The organism is Alteromonas sp. IB21 (assembly GCF_016405965.1).
Taxonomy (GTDB): Bacteria; Pseudomonadota; Gammaproteobacteria; order Enterobacterales; family Alteromonadaceae; genus Alteromonas.
Map to the genome: position 1 here is coordinate 93,085 of NZ_JAEFCD010000002.1, position 17,465 is coordinate 110,549.

Here is a 17,465-nt window from a genome sequence, read left to right on the forward strand (position 1 = left end):
TTACAGTCTAGCGCGATGGATTAGCCGTTTTGCATTTCGTCTGCCACCGAAGCAATTTCTTCAATAGACTTGGCCAACATCTCCATACCTTTACTTTGCTGCTCAGCGGCACTCAGCGCCTGCTGGCAGTTACTGCTTGCCTCCTCATTGGCCGTCGCGATTTGCTCTAAACCACGCTGAGCTTGTGTCACTCCCGCAGCTATTTCTTCACCCCGAACTTTCATTGCTTTGTTGTATTCAACAACATCATTAATATCTGTAGAAATTTGTTCTACATCTCGGGTGGTTTGCTTGGCTTTCATCACTTCTCTATATGCGCTTTCAGCGACGTTCGTGAGGTCGGTCTTAACGCTAACTGTTTGATCCTGAATAGCTTTGATAAGATCTTTTATTTGCTCTACGTTTTCGGCAGCTTCATCAGCTAAGCTTTGAATATCAGCCGATACCACAGCAAAGCCTTTACCATACTCACCGGCCCTTGCTGCTTCTACCGCGCCGTTTACCGCGAGCATGCTGGTTTTAACCGAAACAGTTGTAATAGTGTCAATAACCTTATCGATCTGACGGGTCATAACTTCCATTTCGCTTATAGCGCTTACATTTACCTTGCTAGTTTCAAGCGCCGTATTGATACCGCCCACCATTTCTTCAATTGCCACGCGGCTATCTTTAAGTAATGCTGCGATAGAACTTCCTTTCTCTAGCGCTAAATCACTGCTCGCTGCTGCTTTTTCAACGCCCTCTCGTAACAGATCAATATTACCCACAGCTTGATCTACAGAACTTGCTGCTTGCTGCGCCCCGTTATTAACTTGGGTAAGTGCAGTCATTATCTCGCTCGATGAACGGTTAATTTCTTCCAAACTTGCCGACAATTCCTCTGCTGATGATGCAACTTCTTCAGCGCTTTTATTAATGTCTGTACTATTTTTGAGCTCTTCAGTGATTATTTCTAATGATTGCGCAGCCTGCTCAGCCTGTGACAAGGCTGCACTTTGCTCCGACACATTTGACGAGACTTCTTGAGCTGCAGTGGATTGTTCGTCGGCAGCGCATGATATAATTTCTGAGCCAGCTTGGATTTCTTTGGCAGCAGCATCCATTGAATTAACTAGCGCCTGTAATTCTTCAGCGCCATCAGCAATACTTTGCATATCTGCTTTAATAATGGTGAGTTGTTCGGTAACGGCCTCACCCTTTGTCACTTCTTCTAGCGCAGCCTCAGAAGAAGATTTAACCGCATCAGAAACACGATTTGACTGCTCTTGAATTAGCTCTATTTGCTTCGCAATATCCGCTGCGCTTTTATCTGAAACCTCGGCAAGCGCTCGGACAGTGTCAGCGACGACTGCAAACCCTTTACCGTGCTTGCCAGCTCGACCAGCCTCTATTGCAGCATTAAGCGCCAGCAAATTGGTTTGATCTGCTATTCGAGTCACCTGCTTGACAGCTTCACCAATGTTTGAAGCTTGCTGTTCTAGCTCGCTCATCATCACGACCGAACGAGATTGATGCTCAGACGCGGTTTTTACGCTGGTCATCATAGTGCCTAAATCAGCTACCACTCGCTCTAAGAATATTTGTAATTCATTGGTTTTATTCATAGTGGAGCCAGCAAGCTCGAGTTGTGCTACCAGCCCCCCGGATATTTGTGTCACTGCCGCCAGGCTTTCTTGGCTTGCACTGCTTGACTCCTCTGCACCTGCTGCAATCTCGTTTACAGCGGTAGATAACTGGTCGGTAGCGCTTGATGATTGGTTTATACCGCTAGCTAGCTCAGCGGTTGCCGACGCAATACGCTCCGCTGCTTGCTGCTGCCTTGCTAGTGTTCTCGCTTTGCGGCGCTCCTCTTCCGCTTCTTTCCTCATTTTTGCGTCTACGCGAACGGTAGGTGCGACTGCTTGATCAGATGATTTTTTGAGCGCCATAGTTAACCTCGACATTTAAATGGCTGTTAATGCACGTATTAAATATCGTTTAAAAAATGGTTTATTTAAGTATAAATTCATATACTTTTATATAACGATAAACACTATTCCCTCGCTTTCACACGTTTCAGCCGCAGAAAGACGTAAATGTCGTAAAAAACACAATTTTACGTACATTGTATTAAAACAAGAGTTTATGTATGTACTTTAGCCAACGATGAAAAGCGCAACTTTGTCAACGTACAAAAGTCTAAGGGGGCAAACTGTGGAGTTAAATTTTTTGAAGAAAAAACAGTTGGAAACGATTCAATTATACTTAGGTATAAGAAAAAAGCGGCTATTAGCCGCTTTGATTTTTCATTATGTTAAGCGCTGTCATTGCAATACGCTAATAATTGGCACGTTTGCCTCAGGAAAATCTTCTGGGTTAAGCGCATTAACGTTTACCCATCGAGATGCTTGACCTTCTTTACCATGGGGCTCACCGGTAAAGTCATAAACGCGATGAACGTCTAGCTTAACTTGCTTGTCGCCGTAGTCATGTGTAGTAACAATCACAGGCTCACTGTGGTTCACGCTAATTCCTACTTCTTCAGCAAGCTCTCGCTTTAATGCCTGAAGCACGGTTTCGCCTGCTTCCACTTTACCGCCAGGAAACTCCCATTTCCCGCCCTGATGGACATTATCTGGGCGAAGGGTAATAAATATTTCATCGCCGCGGGCGATAACGCCCACAGCAACATGTACTACTTTCATTACTTCAATTTACCGTGACACTGCTTGTACTTTTTACCTGAACCACAGGGGCACGGGTCGTTACGGCCTACTTTCGCGCCTTCGCGAACTTGGGTACGTACTTTGTCGCTAGCTGCCTCTGGCGCTGCGCTAGCTTCTTCGTGTTCAAAGTTCTTAGGCACATCGTCAGCTTGGCGACGTTGTTCTTCAACCTTTTCCACGTCTTCTTCCGCTTGTACTTTCACACGAGCAAGAATGGTGATCACTTCAACCTTAAGCGCTTCTAGCATTTGAGAAAACAAGGCAAACGATTCACGCTTGTATTCTTGCTTAGGGTTTTTCTGTGCATAGCCACGTAAGTGAATACCTTGACGTAGGTGGTCCATAGCCGCCAAATGCTCTTTCCAGTGGCTGTCCAGGTTTTGTAGCATTACCGCTTTTTCGAACTGACGCAGCACCTGTTCACCTACCACCGCTTCTTTCTGTTTATACGCATCGACGACTTCATTTAAAATGCGCTCGCGAAGCTTTTCTTCATAAAGCTTATCGTCATTTTCTAGCCATGTTTTAATTGGCAGGTCCACAGCGAAATCGGCGCGCATGCGCTCTTCTAGGCCGCTGACGTCCCACATCTCTTCTAGCGATTGTGGCGGAATGTATTCGTCAACAACGCTTGAAATAACATCCTCACGAATAGCAGCAATCGTCTCGCTAATATCGCCTTCATCAAGAAGCTCATTACGCTGTTCGTAAATGACTTTACGCTGGTCGTTGGCCACATCGTCGTATTCAAGTAACTGCTTACGAATATCGAAGTTACGCCCTTCTACCTTGCGCTGTGCATTTTCGATGGCCCGCGTTACCCAAGGGTGTTCAATTGCTTCGCCGCGTTCCATACCAAGGCGCTTCATCATGTTGCCCATTTTTTCAGAGGCAAAGATACGCATTAGCGCATCGTCTAATGATAGGTAGAAACGGCTTGAACCCGGATCACCTTGACGGCCTGAACGACCGCGAAGCTGGTTATCAATACGACGAGATTCGTGACGCTCTGTACCAATAATATGTAGACCGCCTGAAGCAAGTACAGCATCGTGGCTTTCTTTCCACGCCGCTTTGATCTTTTCAATTTGTGCTTCCGTTGGATTTTCTATTTTCTCGACTTCCGCCTGCCAGTTACCACCTAACACAATATCGGTACCACGGCCGGCCATGTTGGTCGCAATAGTGACAGCGCCCGGTTTACCTGCCTGAGCAACAATATCGGCTTCGTGTTCGTGGAATTTAGCGTTTAGTACCTTATGAGGAATTTTCGATTTCTTAAGAATGCGAGAAATAAGCTCTGAGTTCTCGATAGAGACCGTGCCTACAAGGGTCGGCTGTCCGCGCTTAACACATTCTTTAATGTCTTCAACAATGGCTTCGTACTTCTCTTCCGCCGTCAGGTAGATAAGATCAGGCATATCTTTACGCTGCATAGGGCGGTTAGTTGGAATGACCACCGTTTCCAAGCCGTAGATATGATTAAACTCAAATGCTTCTGTATCGGCAGTACCCGTCATACCTGCGAGCTTGTTATACAAGCGGAAATAGTTCTGGAAAGTAATTGACGCTAGCGTTTGGTTTTCGTTTTGAATACGAACCCCTTCTTTCGCCTCTATCGCTTGGTGCAAACCTTCAGACCAACGACGGCCTTCCATAGTTCGGCCAGTATGCTCATCAACAATAACAATTTGGTCTTCTTTAACAATGTAGTCTACGTCTTTGGCGAACAGTTTGTGCGCGCGAAGTGCGGAGTTTATGTGGTGGAGCAAAGAAATATTGCCCGCATCAAACAACGACTCGCCTTCTGGCAATAGGCCTTCTTCATGAAGAATCTCTTCGACGTGAATTTGACCGCGCTCTGTCAGATGAATTTGTTTAGCTTTAAGGTCGATAGTGTAATCACCGTCACCTTCTTGGCCTTCCTCATCTTCTTTTTCTTGCTGAACTAGCTTAGGGATAATAATGTTAATTCGGCGATATAGCTCTGAGCTGTCTTCTGCCTGCCCAGAAATAATAAGGGGCGTACGTGCCTCGTCGATAAGGATTGAGTCGACCTCATCCACTACTGCATAGTTGAGTGGGCGCTGAACGCGATCTTGCGGGCTGAATGCCATATTATCGCGAAGATAGTCAAAGCCAAATTCGTTATTGGTACCGTAGGTAACGTCCGCCTGATACGCTTCACGCTTTTGCTGTGGCGACATACCAGGTACATTACAGCCCACGCGCATTCCCAGGAAGTTAAATAACTTATTACTCCACTCGGCATCGCGACGCGCTAGGTAGTCGTTCACGGTAACGACATGTACACCCTTGCCTGAAAGCGCATTAAGATACGTCGGCAAAGTAGCGGTCAAGGTTTTACCTTCACCGGTACGCATTTCTGAAATTTTACCTTCGTGCAGTACTTGGCCACCTAGCATCTGAACGTCGAAGTGACGCATACCATATACACGTTTACTTGCTTCACGCACCGTCGCAAACGCCTCAATGAGGATATCGTCAAGGGTTTCTCCCTTTTCGATGCGGGCTTTAAATTCGTCGGTTTTAGCCTTTAGCGCCTCATCGGAAAGCTTTTCAAATTCTGCTTCCAGTGCATTGACGGCATCTACGTTTTTGCGTAATTTTTTTAATAGTCGGTCATTTCTGCTACCGAATACTTTTCGAAGGATGCTTGAAAACATTAGCTTTTTTATTCCACTACTTGTCGAGACGCCGCACATTGTGCACAGCTAAATTAAACGTAAAAAACACAACCGGTTAGTTCGGGTGCTTTGCGATTTTCTAAAATTGTGTTTCACCGCTATCAGCGCCATTTTTAAAAAGCCCTGATAACAGGAATATACCTGGCTGCTGCCCTAGTCTACTTTTTGTAGACGAAAGGCAGAGGATCGACTTGTTTTCCGTTTCTTATTACTTCGTAGTGAACGTGAACGCCGGTTGAACGCCCGGTGTTGCCCATTTTAGCGATAGCTTCACCTTTGGTGACAACATCGCCGATTGATACGGTTAACTCATCGTTGTGCCCGTATCGGGTAACAAAACCATCACCGTGATCAATCTCTACTAGCTGGCCATAACCGTAGCGCTCCCCCGCCCAGGTTACAATACCTGCTGCAGTGGCGACGACGTTTTCTCCTGCTTTACCAGCGAAATCCAACCCTTTATGCATGGTTGGTTTACCTGTAAACGGATCGGCCCGCATACCATAATAAGAAGACAACCACCCTGACTCAATCGGACGACCAGATAATTGGCTCTGTTCGTTTATATGGTGACCCCTTACCAAACTTTCAAGCATAGATAACTGTTGAGACTTCAAATCAAGTGATTGCTCAAGCTTTGCTATTTCGTGAAGAATGGGGTCGTCTTGGAGGTTATCCGGTATCGATACCGGTACGAAAGCGTCCAGGTCAGCCGCTGACATACCTAATTCTGTTGCTATTTGCTTACCTTTCTCATCAAGCAACGTAGCTTGCGCTGATAGTTCAGCGACATGAGAAAGTAAGGCTTTTATCTTAACGGAGGTTTGTTGCTTTAGCGCCTCAACATCTTTTCGTTGTTCATTGACTTCTGTTTGGGCTAAACGCACACGCGCAATATCTTCGGACACCGATTCGGTTGAGCGGCTGGATACCAACATAAAAATAGACGATAGCACGGTGGCACTAACAAGCGTGCGGACACTGATACTGTGTCTGTAACGTTTATTTTTGCCTGCTAATGTAATAGTTAGTTTCATACCACGAAGATTATTGCTGTTTCACGCCTGTGCTTTGACGAAAATAAACAACAATCGCCTTTGATTATTGATTTCTGGCACATGGGTGAAATTTATATTAGTTATTCGGCTACTGTATCATTTATTTCAGTAATTGCCATATGAAAAAAAGCCGCCTATTAGGCGGCTTTTTGAAAATCTTAAGCCAACACAGGTTGAGCGTACCGAATTGGCGCTGTCTCTTGAGATTCGTAAGTCACAAACTCCCAACACTCGCGTTGCACTAACACTGCATTTAACAGCTTATTGTTTAAACCGTGACCGGTTTTGTATGCACGCAACTCGCCGATTAAACTGTGGCCGCCAAGGTACAAATCACCAATAGCGTCCAAAACCTTGTGCTTCAAAAACTCATCATCGTAGCGCAACCCTTCAGGGTTAAGTACGCGAAACTCGTCTAACGCAACCGCATTTTCCATGCTGCCACCTAACGCTAGGTTGTTAGCGTTCATGTATTCAAGGTCGCGCATAAAACCAAACGTACGTGCTCGACTTACCTCATTGACATATGAACATGAATCAAAATCCATTACCATATGTTGACGAGTTTGACTGATCACTGGGTGATCAAAGTCGATTTGGAAATCAACGCGAAAACCGTCATATGGCACTAATTCTGCCCACTTGTCGCCATCTTCAACTCGAACAGGCTTTTTAATTCGGATAAATTGCTTAGGCGCGTTTAGCTCTTCAATACCCGCAGATTGAAGTAGAAATACGAACGGGCTAGCACTTCCGTCCATAATTGGCAGCTCGTTACTGTCTACCTCAACAATGATATTGTCGATACCTAATCCTGCAAGCGCAGATGCTAAATGCTCTACCGTTTGGATAGTTACACCGTCTTCGTTATTTAGGCACGTACACAGCATGGTATTACCTACCGCGTTCGCACGCGAAGGTATGTCAACATGTGGTTCAAGGTCAACACGCCTAAACACGATACCCGTGTTTGCTGGCGCAGGTCGGAGAGTCATTGTGACCTTTTCCCCTTTATGAAGCCCAATTCCGGTCTCTTGTACCGATTGCTTGATTGTACGTTGTCTAATCATCTGCTTAAGCTTTTACCTATTAAAAAAGCGGGCGCGAATTATAGTGAGTTATTACTCACATGTCAAAAAACACCCTTTCCGACGGAAATTAACCCGCCAGATTGCGTATTTAATCAACTGTTCAACGCGCATTTTTCACGCTGTGAATCTTCACCTAATTAGTGAGACATCACAAACGTGAAATAATTCCCTTCGTTTTCAGGCAGCTAAATTAGTCTGCCTGTTTACGAAGAAACGCTGGAATATCTAAATACTCCAAGTCGTTGTCTGGCTGCGCACTGTCGTCGGCTTTAAGCGCTTGATTACCTTCCGTACCACCTACTGCCGAACGCGGTTCACTTGAATGTGTATTACCGTATTCTCTTGCTGGCGCCGTAAGGCGAGAGCCCTCAGAGCTTACTAACGAAATATCAGGCTTGCGCTCTGCGCCAATACCGGTTGCTACAACCGTAACGCGAAGTTCATCCGTCATTTCCATATCGATTACCGTACCCACAACCACAGTCGCGTTTTCTGAGGCGAATGCTTTTACAGCATTACCCACAGTCTCAAACTCATCGATAGCGAAGTCTGGGCCCGCTGTTATGTTCACAAGAATGCCGCGCGCACCTGACAAGTCGATGTCTTCAAGAAGCGGGCTCGCAATGGCAGATTCCGCAGCTTCTTCAGCACGGTCAGGACCGCTTGCTGCGCCACTGCCCATCATGGCTTTACCCATTTCAGACATAACAGTTCGTACGTCTGCAAAGTCAACGTTGATCAAACCAGGACGAGTGATTAGCTCAGCAATGCCTTGAACTGCGCCGCGTAGCACGTCATTCGCCGCGCTAAATGCTTGAAGCAATGGCGTGCCTGGACCCATTACTTTCAGTAGTTTCTCGTTAGGAATAGTAATCAACGAGTCAACATTGTTCGCAAGCTCTATAATGCCTTGCTCAGCAAAAGAGGTACGCTTTTTACCTTCAAATGGGAATGGCTTAGTAACAACTGCTACTGTAAGAATACCCATTTCACGGGCAATCTTTGCCACTTCTGGCGCTGCACCAGTACCCGTACCACCGCCCATACCGGCTGTGATAAACACCATATCCGCACCGTCTAATGCTTGACGAATAGTTTCTCTGTCTTCCTGCGCTGCTTCACGACCGATATTCGGATCAGCACCTGCACCCAAGCCTTTTGTTACGCTTGAGCCAATTTGAAGCGTAACATTTGCATTTGAACTACGAAGCACCTGTGCATCTGTATTTACTGCAATAAATTCTACGCCTTCAATGCTTTGAGACACCATGTGCTCAACTGCATTGCCACCGCCACCACCGACACCGATGACTTTGATTACGGCTTCTTCGCCGTGACTATCCATTAATTCGAACATACTTACTCTCCGGTTGTACGTCTTTTAAACACTACGCCAGGTCATTCCCTTAGGCTAATTGCTTCCTGCTAGCCTTAATGCCGTAGCTATAGCGCCCCCAAAAAAAATTTAAAATTCACCTTTAAACCAGCTTTGCACACGCTGAAATAAACTTTCACCGTTTTTTTGCGTACTGGACTTCTTATTATCAGATTGTACTTTGCCATATTGCAGCAGCCCTACGACTGTCGCAAATCCAGCATCATCAACGTATTCAGATAAACCTTTTACGTTGATGGGCTTGCCCACGCGCACGGGCATCTGGAAAAGTTCTTCGGCAAATTCCACAGCACCTTCCATCTTAGCGGTACCACCAGTAAGTACAAGACCCGCTGCGATTTGCTCTTCCAGACCGCTGGCACGAATTTCATCATGTACCAGCTCAAAAAGTTCCTGATAGCGAGGTTCAATAACCTCAGCTAACGTATGACGAGACATTACTCTAGCTGGGCGACCACCCACACTGGGTACTTCAATACTGTCTTCCATACTCACCATATCTTTTAATGCACAGGCGTAATTCACCTTTATTTCCTCTGCATTACTGATTGGTGTTCTAAAAATTTTCGCAATATCACTGGTAATTTGATTACCCGCAACCGGTATAACGGCAGTGTGGCGAATGGCACCATCGGTGAAAATTACGATATCCATAGTACCGCCACCAATGTCTACTACGCATACACCTAACTCGCGCTCGTCATCAGTTAATACCGCGTAGCTTGAAGCCAACGCTGAGAAAATAAGTTGATCAGCGTTCAGCTCACAACGCTCAACGCACTTCACCATGTTCTTCGCCATATCGTCTGCGCAAGTGATGATGTGCGCATCTGCTTCCATTCGCACGCCTGACATGCCTATCGGGTTCTTGATCCCTTCCTGCACGTCGATAGTAAATTCTTGGGGCAACACATGAAGCAAACGACGTTCAGCCGCAATAGGTACGCTGCGCGCTGCATGAATAACGTTGTCTACATCTTCTTGTGTTACTTCTTGGTTGTTAATCGGTACCATGCCATTTTCATTTTGGCACTTCACGTGGCGTCCCGAGATAGACATGAAAACTGAAGATACACGGCAATCCGCCATTAACTCCATCTCGTTTACCGCACGCTGAACCGATTTAACCACCAGATTTAAATCGTTAACGCCGCCCTTATCCATGCCCTTTGATGCATGGGTGCCCACGCCAACGATACTGATTTGATCGTCTTCTAGCAATTCACCCACCACAGCCTTTACTTGGCTGGTGCCGATATCTAGTCCTACAATCAAATTGCGTTCAGCAGGTTTTGACATGGTTTCCTTAACTCTCTTCATCTGTGGTGTTGTCGTCTTTCCAGCCAACGGCAACACCCGTGTCATAGCGAAGGTCGACGTATTTCACCGCCTTCTCTTGTTGCGCCAACAGTGGGTATACATCAATAAAGCGCTGCAGCCTATCGATAAACTCCTGACGTCCTAAATTCAATTTTATGCCGTTTTTCAACTGCACTTGCCATGCAAACCGTTCGCTTAATGACAACTCAGACAACGTCATGTCTGTCGTTGAAATGAGCGCATGCATCGCGTTGTAACCCTCTAACGCGGTTTTTTCGCTACCGCCGGGGCCATATAAACGAGGTAAATCGAGCACTACCCCTTCATCGTTAAACGTATCCCCATAAGGGTTTAACAACAAATCTTCATTCCATTGAGCGACCGGCTGCTGCTCAACCAGATAGATTTTTAACGTATTTGGCCACTTCTTTCTTACTGAAGCGCGATAAACCCAAGGCTGCGCTTCAACAAGCTCAAATACCTCATTAACGTCAAGCGCAAAAAAACTTCCAGGCTGCGCTTTGCGTATTAACCGCTCTAGCTTTGTAATATCGATATGCTGATAATCACCAGAAAAATCGATAACCTGTACCGGCATTTGCTGTTCGTCTTGCAAATACTGGTTCGCTTTCAACCCACCAAATACTAACCCAGCAATAACCAACACTAAGAAAGCGACGCCGCCCCACACTGCCGTTTTGCTATTGTCGCCCTTTTCAGTCGCGCGCTTGTCTTGACTAGTATTCGTGTTAGTCACGTCTACGCCTTATTTGCAACGTCGTCAAAACTAGTAGAAAGAATACTCAGTACCAGTTGATCAAACGTTAAGCCCGCAACTTTGGCGGCCTTTGGCACCAAACTTTTTTCTGTCATGCCAGGCACTGTATTTGCCTCGAGCAAATAAAACTGCCGTTGATTGTCCTGCATAACGTCTATTCGGCCCCAACCGCTGCCAGAAATAGCGTCAAACGCACGGGATGCTAGTTTTGCTAGCTGTGCTTCTTGCTCTTCAGACAAGCCGCTTGGGCAATAATATTCGGTTGTATTATCCTGATATTTCGCAGCATAATCATAGAATGTATGTGGAGTAGACATGCGAATGGACGGCAACGCCTGTCCCTGCAACACAGAAACAGTGAATTCGGGACCGTCTATGTACTGCTCTAACAGGACTTGATTATCATATTTAAAGGCGTCCTGAACGGCAGTTTCGAGCTGTTTAGCGCTTGTCACTCTTGCCATGCCAATACTCGACCCTTCTCTGGCCGGTTTTACCATGACTTCATTCCCCAATTTATCCATTATAGCGCTGCACTTACCAGCTTCAAAGTGCCTTTTATCAGCAATTTCATATTTCGCTGTAGGTAAGCCTAAACTTTGCCACACTTGCTTAGTGTGAATTTTGTCCATTGCCAACGCTGAGCCTAAAACTCGACTTCCCGTGTAGGGTATTTTTAGAAGCTGAAGGGCACCTTGCATAGAGCCATCTTCACCACCTCGACCGTGCAGCATAATGAGCGCTCGGTCTACGTTTAGTTCAAGAAGGTCGGTTAACGGGCGCTTAGCAGGGTCAAACGCAAAAGCATCTACACCTTGTCTTAACAATGCATTTAACACCGCGTTGCCTGAATTTAGCGATACTTCCCGTTCAGCGGAATCGCCCCCAAGCAGCACAGCAACTTTGCCGTACTCGCTTGGCAAATGTGTTTTTTGTGAGTGAATACTTACTAAAGGTGTAGACATCTTATTCTCCTTCCTTTGTAAGCGTTGCAGGCTCTAACTCACAACGCGCTAACAGCTTCGCGATTTGTCCGATATTACCCGCACCTTGGGTCATCACAATGTCGCCGTCTTGCATGATATTCGCCAAAATTGCAGGCAAGGCGTCTTTATCGCCTACATATACCGGCTCTATCTGTCCCCGCTGACGAATTGAACGGCACAGGGCTTTACTGTCAGCACCTTCGATAGGCTGTTCACTGGCAGCATAAACATCCAGAAGCAATAGTGCGTCAACGCTCGACAACACCTCAACAAAATCTTCGTACAGGTCACGAGTTCGCGTAAACCGATGGGGCTGGTAAACCATGACCAAACGTTTATCTGGCCAGTTTGCGCGAGCTGCAGCAATAGTGGCTCTTACTTCTGTAGGATGATGGCCGTAATCATCCACCAAGCACACTTCACCTTTACTCGTGTTAAATGTACCTAGCTGTTCAAATCGACGTCCAATGCCTCCAAAACTGGCTAAAGCACGCATAATGGCGTTGTCTTCCACCCCTTCATCAGTTGCTACCGCAATGGCAGCGAGGGCGTTCAAAACGTTATGGTTGCCAGTTAGGTTTAACGTAATGTCTAGCGGTTCGTGATCGGGACGAATAACGGTAAAATTTGCTTTGCCAAATGACAAAGTAATATTTTCAGCGCGATAGTCGTTGTGCGGTTCAAAACCGTAAGTAATGATGCTACGACCAATACGCGGGCGAATCTCTTGAATATTGGCGTCGTCGCCGCAGACAATGGCCTGACCGTAAAATGGCAAGTTAGACAGAAAATCTACGAAGGTATCTTTCACCTTTGAGAAATCGCCGCCATAGGTATCCATATGGTCCGCTTCAATGTTCGTAACTACCGATACCATTGGCTGAAGGTGAAGGAAAGATGCATCGCTCTCATCAGCCTCGGCAATGAGATAACGACTTTTTCCTAATCGGGCGTTAGTGCCAGCACTGTTTAACAAGCCACCAATCACAAACGTAGGATCGTAGTCGGCTTCTGCAAATATGGTAGAAATTAAACTAGTTGTGGTCGTTTTGCCGTGCGTTCCCGCTATCGCAATTCCGTGACGGAATCGCATCAGCTCCGCCAGCATTTCTGCACGACGAATAATAGGGATGCGTTTTTCACGAGCAACGATAATTTCTGGGTTTTGCTCGTTAATTGCGCTAGACACAACGATAACATCCATGCCTTCGACATTTTCAGCGCGATGACCAATTTTTACTTCGGCACCTAACTCGCTTAAGCGCTGTGTCATTGGCCCTTCTTGAATGTCAGAGCCAGCAATAGCATAACCTTCGTTCAGTAATACTTCGGCAATACCACCCATACCGGCACCGCCGATACCAATAAAGAATATATTTTTCACCCTGCGCATTTGCGGGCTTTCAAATGGGGTTTTAAAAACCATTAGTCCCCTACTCCTACCACGCTTTTAACGTGGCTTACTACATTTTCCGTGGCATGAGTGCTTGCACATGTTTTCGCAACAGCACCCATCTTTAAGCAGCCTTCAGGGTGTTGTACCCACTGACGCACCGCCTGCCCTAAATTTTCTTTCAATACAGATTGAGCAATCATCAGTGCCGCATTTTGCCTCACTAGCGACTGCGCATTTTTTGTTTGGTGATCGTCAACCGCAAAAGGTAGCGGTACGAAAATCGCCGCGCGTCCGGCTGCTGCGACTTCACTTACCGTAAGCGCACCGGCTCTACAGACAATAAAGTCTGCCCATTCATAAGCTGCGGCCATGTCTTCGATAAAATCGCTAACATCAATGTTCGACATGTCAGCGCCTGCCGACTCATATGCCTCGGCCACATATCCACTGTTACCTTTACCACACTGATGTTTTATAAATAGACCACCAAGTGCACCGCATGTCTGTGGCACAGTTTCATTAAGAATTTGTGCGCCTAAACTGCCGCCTACCACAAGCATATTTAAGCCTTGCTTATGCCCCCGCTCGCCTTGGCGAGCATCTACGCTAATGTCTACAGGTTTGGGCTGAACCTGCCAAATCTCTTCGCGAACGGGGTTACCCACAGTATGCACTTTGTCAGCAACACCTGAGAATTGTTCTTTAGCATCGTCAAAGCCAAGAAGCACTCGGCTCGCCAATTTACTGAGTAGCTTATTGGTCATGCCTGCCGCGGCATTTTGCTCATGCACAATAACGGGAATACCTAAGCTTTTTGCTGCAACCCCGCCGGGACCACTCGCATAGCCGCCAAACCCGACAACAACATCAGGCTTTAGGCGTTTGATGATTCGTCTTGCTGAGAATAAACTTTTTACTAGGGCAATAGCGCCCTGAAAACGTGCCGATATTCCTTTACCACGTAGCCCTTTTACCGGAATAAAATGAATGGGAATGTTGTGCTTAGGTACAACCTGCGCTTCCATTCGCTCGGCGGTACCCAGCCAATGAATATCCCAGCCCTCGCTACGAAGCGCATTGGCTACCGCGAGACCCGGAAAAACATGCCCGCCTGTACCGCCGGCCATGATTAAACAGCGTTTAGCCATTGTCCGCCTCCTGCGCGACGCGCGCGAGTATGGCTTTAATGCCGGCTTTACCTTCATCTTCCGCGCTTGAATTTTTGGCCACTGGCTTAGTTTCAACCTTAGATGTTGAAAATGCCTCATCATCAGCATTCGTCTCTGGTTTAACCGGGGATTTAGCTATGCTTGAATTAATAGGCTTTTTCCTACGCGGGTTTTTCCTGCCGTCTTTACCATCGCCTCGGCCAATTGCCTGTACGCCATCAACCCGCAACTCGAAGTCGATACGAAGTAATATAGCCACAGCCACAGCCATAATAATGAGTGACGAACCGCCATAGCTAACTAACGGTAACGTTAATCCTTTGGTTGGCAGGATACCTGCACTTGCGCCAATATTTACCGCCGTTTGGAAACTAAACCAGATGCCGATGCTGTAAGCCAGATAGCCATCAAACGCCCGTCCTTTTTCAAGTGCCTTGTTGCCAATGCTCAGCGCACGCAACACCATCCATAAAATAAGCGCAAGGACAGCCAGTACGCCAACAAAGCCCAACTCTTCTGCCAAGATGGCCATAACAAAATCTGTGTGAGCTTCGGGTAAGAATTCCAGTTTTTGCAGGCTGTTGCCTAGACCTTGACCAAACCAGTTACCCCGGCCATAAGCCATCAAAGATTGCGTTAACTGATAACCTGCGCCGAAGGGGTCTGCCCACGGATCTAAAAATGAGGTCACCCGTTTGAGGCGGTATTCTTCAAATACGATAAGTGCTACCACCGCCAATATGCCTGCAAACACTAATGCGAAAAACTGCCATAGTCGTGCACCTGCTAGAAATAACAGGCCGATCGTGGTGGCGAACATTACCACCACTGTGCCCAAGTCCGGTTGAAGCAGTAACAACATCGCCAAAACAAAAAACACAGCTAGCGGTTTGATGAACCCTTTTAAGTTTTCTGTCACTTCTTCATATCGGCGCACTAAATAGCCCGCCAGATAAGCGAAGAAGAAGAGCTTAGCCGGCTCTGCCGCTTGAATGGTAATGGGGCCTATCGCCAACCAGCGAGTACTTCCGTTTACGGTTCTTCCCACTACTAGCACAGCGAGTAGAAGCCCGATTGCAGCGAGAAGTAAATAAGGGTTGGTCATGCGCCAAAACTGCATGGGAAGATTCAGCACAACCATGGCCGCGACAATCGCCCCAACAATGTAAATGCCGTGGCGAATAGCAAAGTAGAAAGGATTATCGTGCAGTCTGTCTGCCACCGGCATAGATGCCGACGTGACGATTATAACGCCGATGCTCATCAGTGCTAGCGCTATTAAAATAAGCGTAACGTCATAAGGATGTTGCGCTGGCGCTTTTCCATCGTATTTTGCGGCAAACAATGCACTAAGTTTCGTTGGGGCCGTCATCATAATGCCGCCTCCAAACTTATATTGTGTAGGTCGTAAACGTCCTGTTTGAAGGTATCGCCGCGGTGCATATAGTTTTTATACATATCTAAGCTTGCACACGCTGGTGAAAGCAACACGGTATCGCCGGGAGTAGCAAGTCTAATCGCCGCTTTCACCGCATCTTTCATGGTGGCTACACGGGTAGTATGCGCAAAGTGCTTTTCGAACAAATGTGCATCTTTGCCCAAAGCAAACACATGGAAAACATGCTGGTTTAAATAGGGCGCAAGACTTGCCATATCAGCACCTTTGGCATCGCCTCCTGCGATGAGAATAAGCTTGCCATTTATGGTTGGGCCAATTCCCTCAAGTGCGGCGATAGTAGCGCCAATATTCGTTGCTTTTGAATCGTCGATATAGCGAACATTATTTACACTGGCTATTTCAACGCAGCGATGAGGCGCAGATGTAAAACTATGTAAATGTTTAGCCGCCGCTTGAGGCGACACGCCGAGTTTAAAGCAGATGCCGAGTGCTGCCATAATATTTAGCACGTTATGCATGCCCGCTAAATGAATGTCGCTTAAAGCAATAAGCTTTTCGCCGTTAAACGCGATACAAAGTTTGCCATCGTCGTCAAAGTTCGCGATGGAAAACCCGGTAGAAGACTCACCTAACCCATACTCTACGATATGTTGGGAAGCTTGCGTTTCTGGGTGTGTCGTTTCGCTAGAATTTACGTCCGCAACAGCGCTTACACCTTCATCATACTCAACTAGGAGGTGTTCATCTGGTGCTACAAACTCACCGTCTCGCCAGACAATCGCTGATTTCGCATTATCAAAAATGCGATGCTTAGCATCAATATACGCCTCTAGCGTTCCGTGACGGTCTAGGTGATCGTCGGTGATATTCAGTATCGTGGCAGCCGCAAGCACTAGGCTTGACGTTGTTTCAAGTTGAAAGCTCGACAATTCCATTACTACTACATCAGCATCGCTTTCCAACGCTTCCAATACAGGTCGGCCTACATTACCCGCTTCAATGCTTTTCACGCCACAGGCGTTGAGTAAGTGATTGACCAGCAGAGTGACAGTGGTTTTGCCGTTTGAGCCTGTTATGCCCACCACACGCTTAGCAGGCGTGTTGCTGCTGTTTGAGGTGTTTAAGCGGGCAAATAGTTCTACGTCGCCAATCACTTCAACGCCGCGTGTTTTCGCTAGGCTAACTTGTTCAATGTCAAGCGCAAGACCTGGGCTCAACACTAAGGTGTCCACGCCATCAAAGAAATCTGCGCTAAGCGCGTTACACGTGACCTTTTCAGCCATGAAAGCTAGCATGTCTGGTTCTAGATTGTCAGGTGCAGTGAAATTAGCGCGTGTATCAAACGCTTTAACCCTTGCCTGTTTCTGCAACAAAAAGCGCACGCAAGCCTGACCCGTCACACCTAGGCCACCGACTACATAACTATGCTCACGTACGTTATACGACATTACTATTTATC

At 46.7% G+C, this 17,465-nt stretch carries 13 protein-coding genes; all 13 read right to left on the bottom strand.

The window, feature by feature from the left end:
- Positions 1-20 precede the first annotated feature (20 nt).
- Positions 21-1,943: a methyl-accepting chemotaxis protein gene (locus JC525_RS02220; RefSeq protein WP_233094896.1), complete on the bottom strand. Its 1,923-nt coding sequence runs from the start codon at positions 1,941-1,943 to the stop codon at positions 21-23.
- A 360-nt stretch (positions 1,944-2,303) separates the two neighbouring features.
- Positions 2,304-2,684 (bottom strand): 8-oxo-dGTP diphosphatase MutT, encoded by a 381-nt coding sequence (mutT, locus tag JC525_RS02225; protein ID WP_198814044.1) that lies wholly within the window; start codon positions 2,682-2,684, stop codon positions 2,304-2,306.
- Positions 2,684-5,392 carry a preprotein translocase subunit SecA gene (secA, locus tag JC525_RS02230; RefSeq protein ID WP_198814046.1) on the bottom strand — a complete coding sequence of 903 codons (2,709 nt, stop codon included), beginning with the start codon at positions 5,390-5,392 and terminating at the stop codon, positions 2,684-2,686. Before secA ends, mutT begins: the two co-directional genes overlap by 1 nt.
- A 179-nt stretch (positions 5,393-5,571) precedes the next feature.
- Positions 5,572-6,450: a M23 family metallopeptidase gene (locus tag JC525_RS02235; RefSeq protein ID WP_198814048.1), complete on the bottom strand. Its 879-nt coding sequence runs from the start codon at positions 6,448-6,450 to the stop codon at positions 5,572-5,574.
- Positions 6,451-6,629: 179 nt separating this feature from the next.
- Positions 6,630-7,541, bottom strand: a complete 912-nt coding sequence (lpxC, locus tag JC525_RS02240; RefSeq protein ID WP_198814051.1) for a UDP-3-O-acyl-N-acetylglucosamine deacetylase — start codon at positions 7,539-7,541, stop codon at positions 6,630-6,632.
- 211 nt (positions 7,542-7,752) lie between these two features.
- Entirely contained in the window at positions 7,753-8,919 is a 1,167-nt protein-coding gene (gene ftsZ, locus JC525_RS02245; RefSeq protein ID WP_198814053.1) for a cell division protein FtsZ, read from the bottom strand.
- A gap of 108 nt (positions 8,920-9,027) precedes the next feature.
- Positions 9,028-10,257 (bottom strand): cell division protein FtsA, encoded by a 1,230-nt coding sequence (gene ftsA / locus JC525_RS02250; protein ID WP_198814062.1) that lies wholly within the window; start codon positions 10,255-10,257, stop codon positions 9,028-9,030.
- Between the two features lie 7 nt (positions 10,258-10,264).
- Complete coding sequence (locus JC525_RS02255; RefSeq protein WP_198814071.1) at positions 10,265-11,035, bottom strand: cell division protein FtsQ/DivIB; 771 nt, start codon at positions 11,033-11,035, stop codon at positions 10,265-10,267.
- A gap of 2 nt (positions 11,036-11,037) precedes the next feature.
- A complete protein-coding gene (locus JC525_RS02260; RefSeq protein WP_198814073.1) occupies positions 11,038-12,021 on the bottom strand; it encodes a D-alanine--D-alanine ligase in 984 nt (327 codons plus the stop codon).
- A gap of 1 nt (position 12,022) precedes the next feature.
- Positions 12,023-13,468, bottom strand: a complete 1,446-nt coding sequence (murC, locus tag JC525_RS02265) for a UDP-N-acetylmuramate--L-alanine ligase (RefSeq protein ID WP_198814075.1) — start codon at positions 13,466-13,468, stop codon at positions 12,023-12,025.
- A complete protein-coding gene (gene murG, locus JC525_RS02270) occupies positions 13,468-14,586 on the bottom strand; it encodes an undecaprenyldiphospho-muramoylpentapeptide beta-N-acetylglucosaminyltransferase (RefSeq protein WP_198814077.1) in 1,119 nt (372 codons plus the stop codon). Before murG ends, murC begins: the two co-directional genes overlap by 1 nt.
- A complete protein-coding gene (ftsW, locus tag JC525_RS02275) occupies positions 14,579-15,982 on the bottom strand; it encodes a cell division protein FtsW (protein ID WP_198814079.1) in 1,404 nt (467 codons plus the stop codon). The genes murG and ftsW overlap by 8 nt, the downstream gene beginning before the upstream one ends.
- Positions 15,979-17,454: a UDP-N-acetylmuramoyl-L-alanine--D-glutamate ligase gene (murD, locus tag JC525_RS02280; RefSeq protein ID WP_198814081.1), complete on the bottom strand. Its 1,476-nt coding sequence runs from the start codon at positions 17,452-17,454 to the stop codon at positions 15,979-15,981. Before murD ends, ftsW begins: the two co-directional genes overlap by 4 nt.
- Positions 17,455-17,465 lie beyond the last annotated feature (11 nt).

Bases quoted from the DNA above. Each gene is read 5' to 3' on its own strand.
- JC525_RS02260 (WP_198814073.1), bottom strand. From the start codon at position 12,021: ATGTCTACACCTTTAGTAAGTATTCACTCACAAAAAACACATTTGCCA.
- lpxC (WP_198814051.1), bottom strand. From the start codon at position 7,541: ATGATTAGACAACGTACAATCAAGCAATCGGTACAAGAGACCGGAATT.
- murC (WP_198814075.1), bottom strand. From the start codon at position 13,468: ATGGTTTTTAAAACCCCATTTGAAAGCCCGCAAATGCGCAGGGTGAAA.
- secA (WP_198814046.1), bottom strand. From the start codon at position 5,392: ATGTTTTCAAGCATCCTTCGAAAAGTATTCGGTAGCAGAAATGACCGA.
- murD (WP_198814081.1), bottom strand. From the start codon at position 17,454: ATGTCGTATAACGTACGTGAGCATAGTTATGTAGTCGGTGGCCTAGGT.
- JC525_RS02220 (WP_233094896.1), bottom strand. From the start codon at position 1,943: ATGTCGAGGTTAACTATGGCGCTCAAAAAATCATCTGATCAAGCAGTC.
- ftsA (WP_198814062.1), bottom strand. From the start codon at position 10,257: ATGTCAAAACCTGCTGAACGCAATTTGATTGTAGGACTAGATATCGGC.
- mutT (WP_198814044.1), bottom strand. From the start codon at position 2,684: ATGAAAGTAGTACATGTTGCTGTGGGCGTTATCGCCCGCGGCGATGAA.
- JC525_RS02235 (WP_198814048.1), bottom strand. From the start codon at position 6,450: ATGAAACTAACTATTACATTAGCAGGCAAAAATAAACGTTACAGACAC.
- ftsW (WP_198814079.1), bottom strand. From the start codon at position 15,982: ATGATGACGGCCCCAACGAAACTTAGTGCATTGTTTGCCGCAAAATAC.
- ftsZ (WP_198814053.1), bottom strand. From the start codon at position 8,919: ATGTTCGAATTAATGGATAGTCACGGCGAAGAAGCCGTAATCAAAGTC.
- murG (WP_198814077.1), bottom strand. From the start codon at position 14,586: ATGGCTAAACGCTGTTTAATCATGGCCGGCGGTACAGGCGGGCATGTT.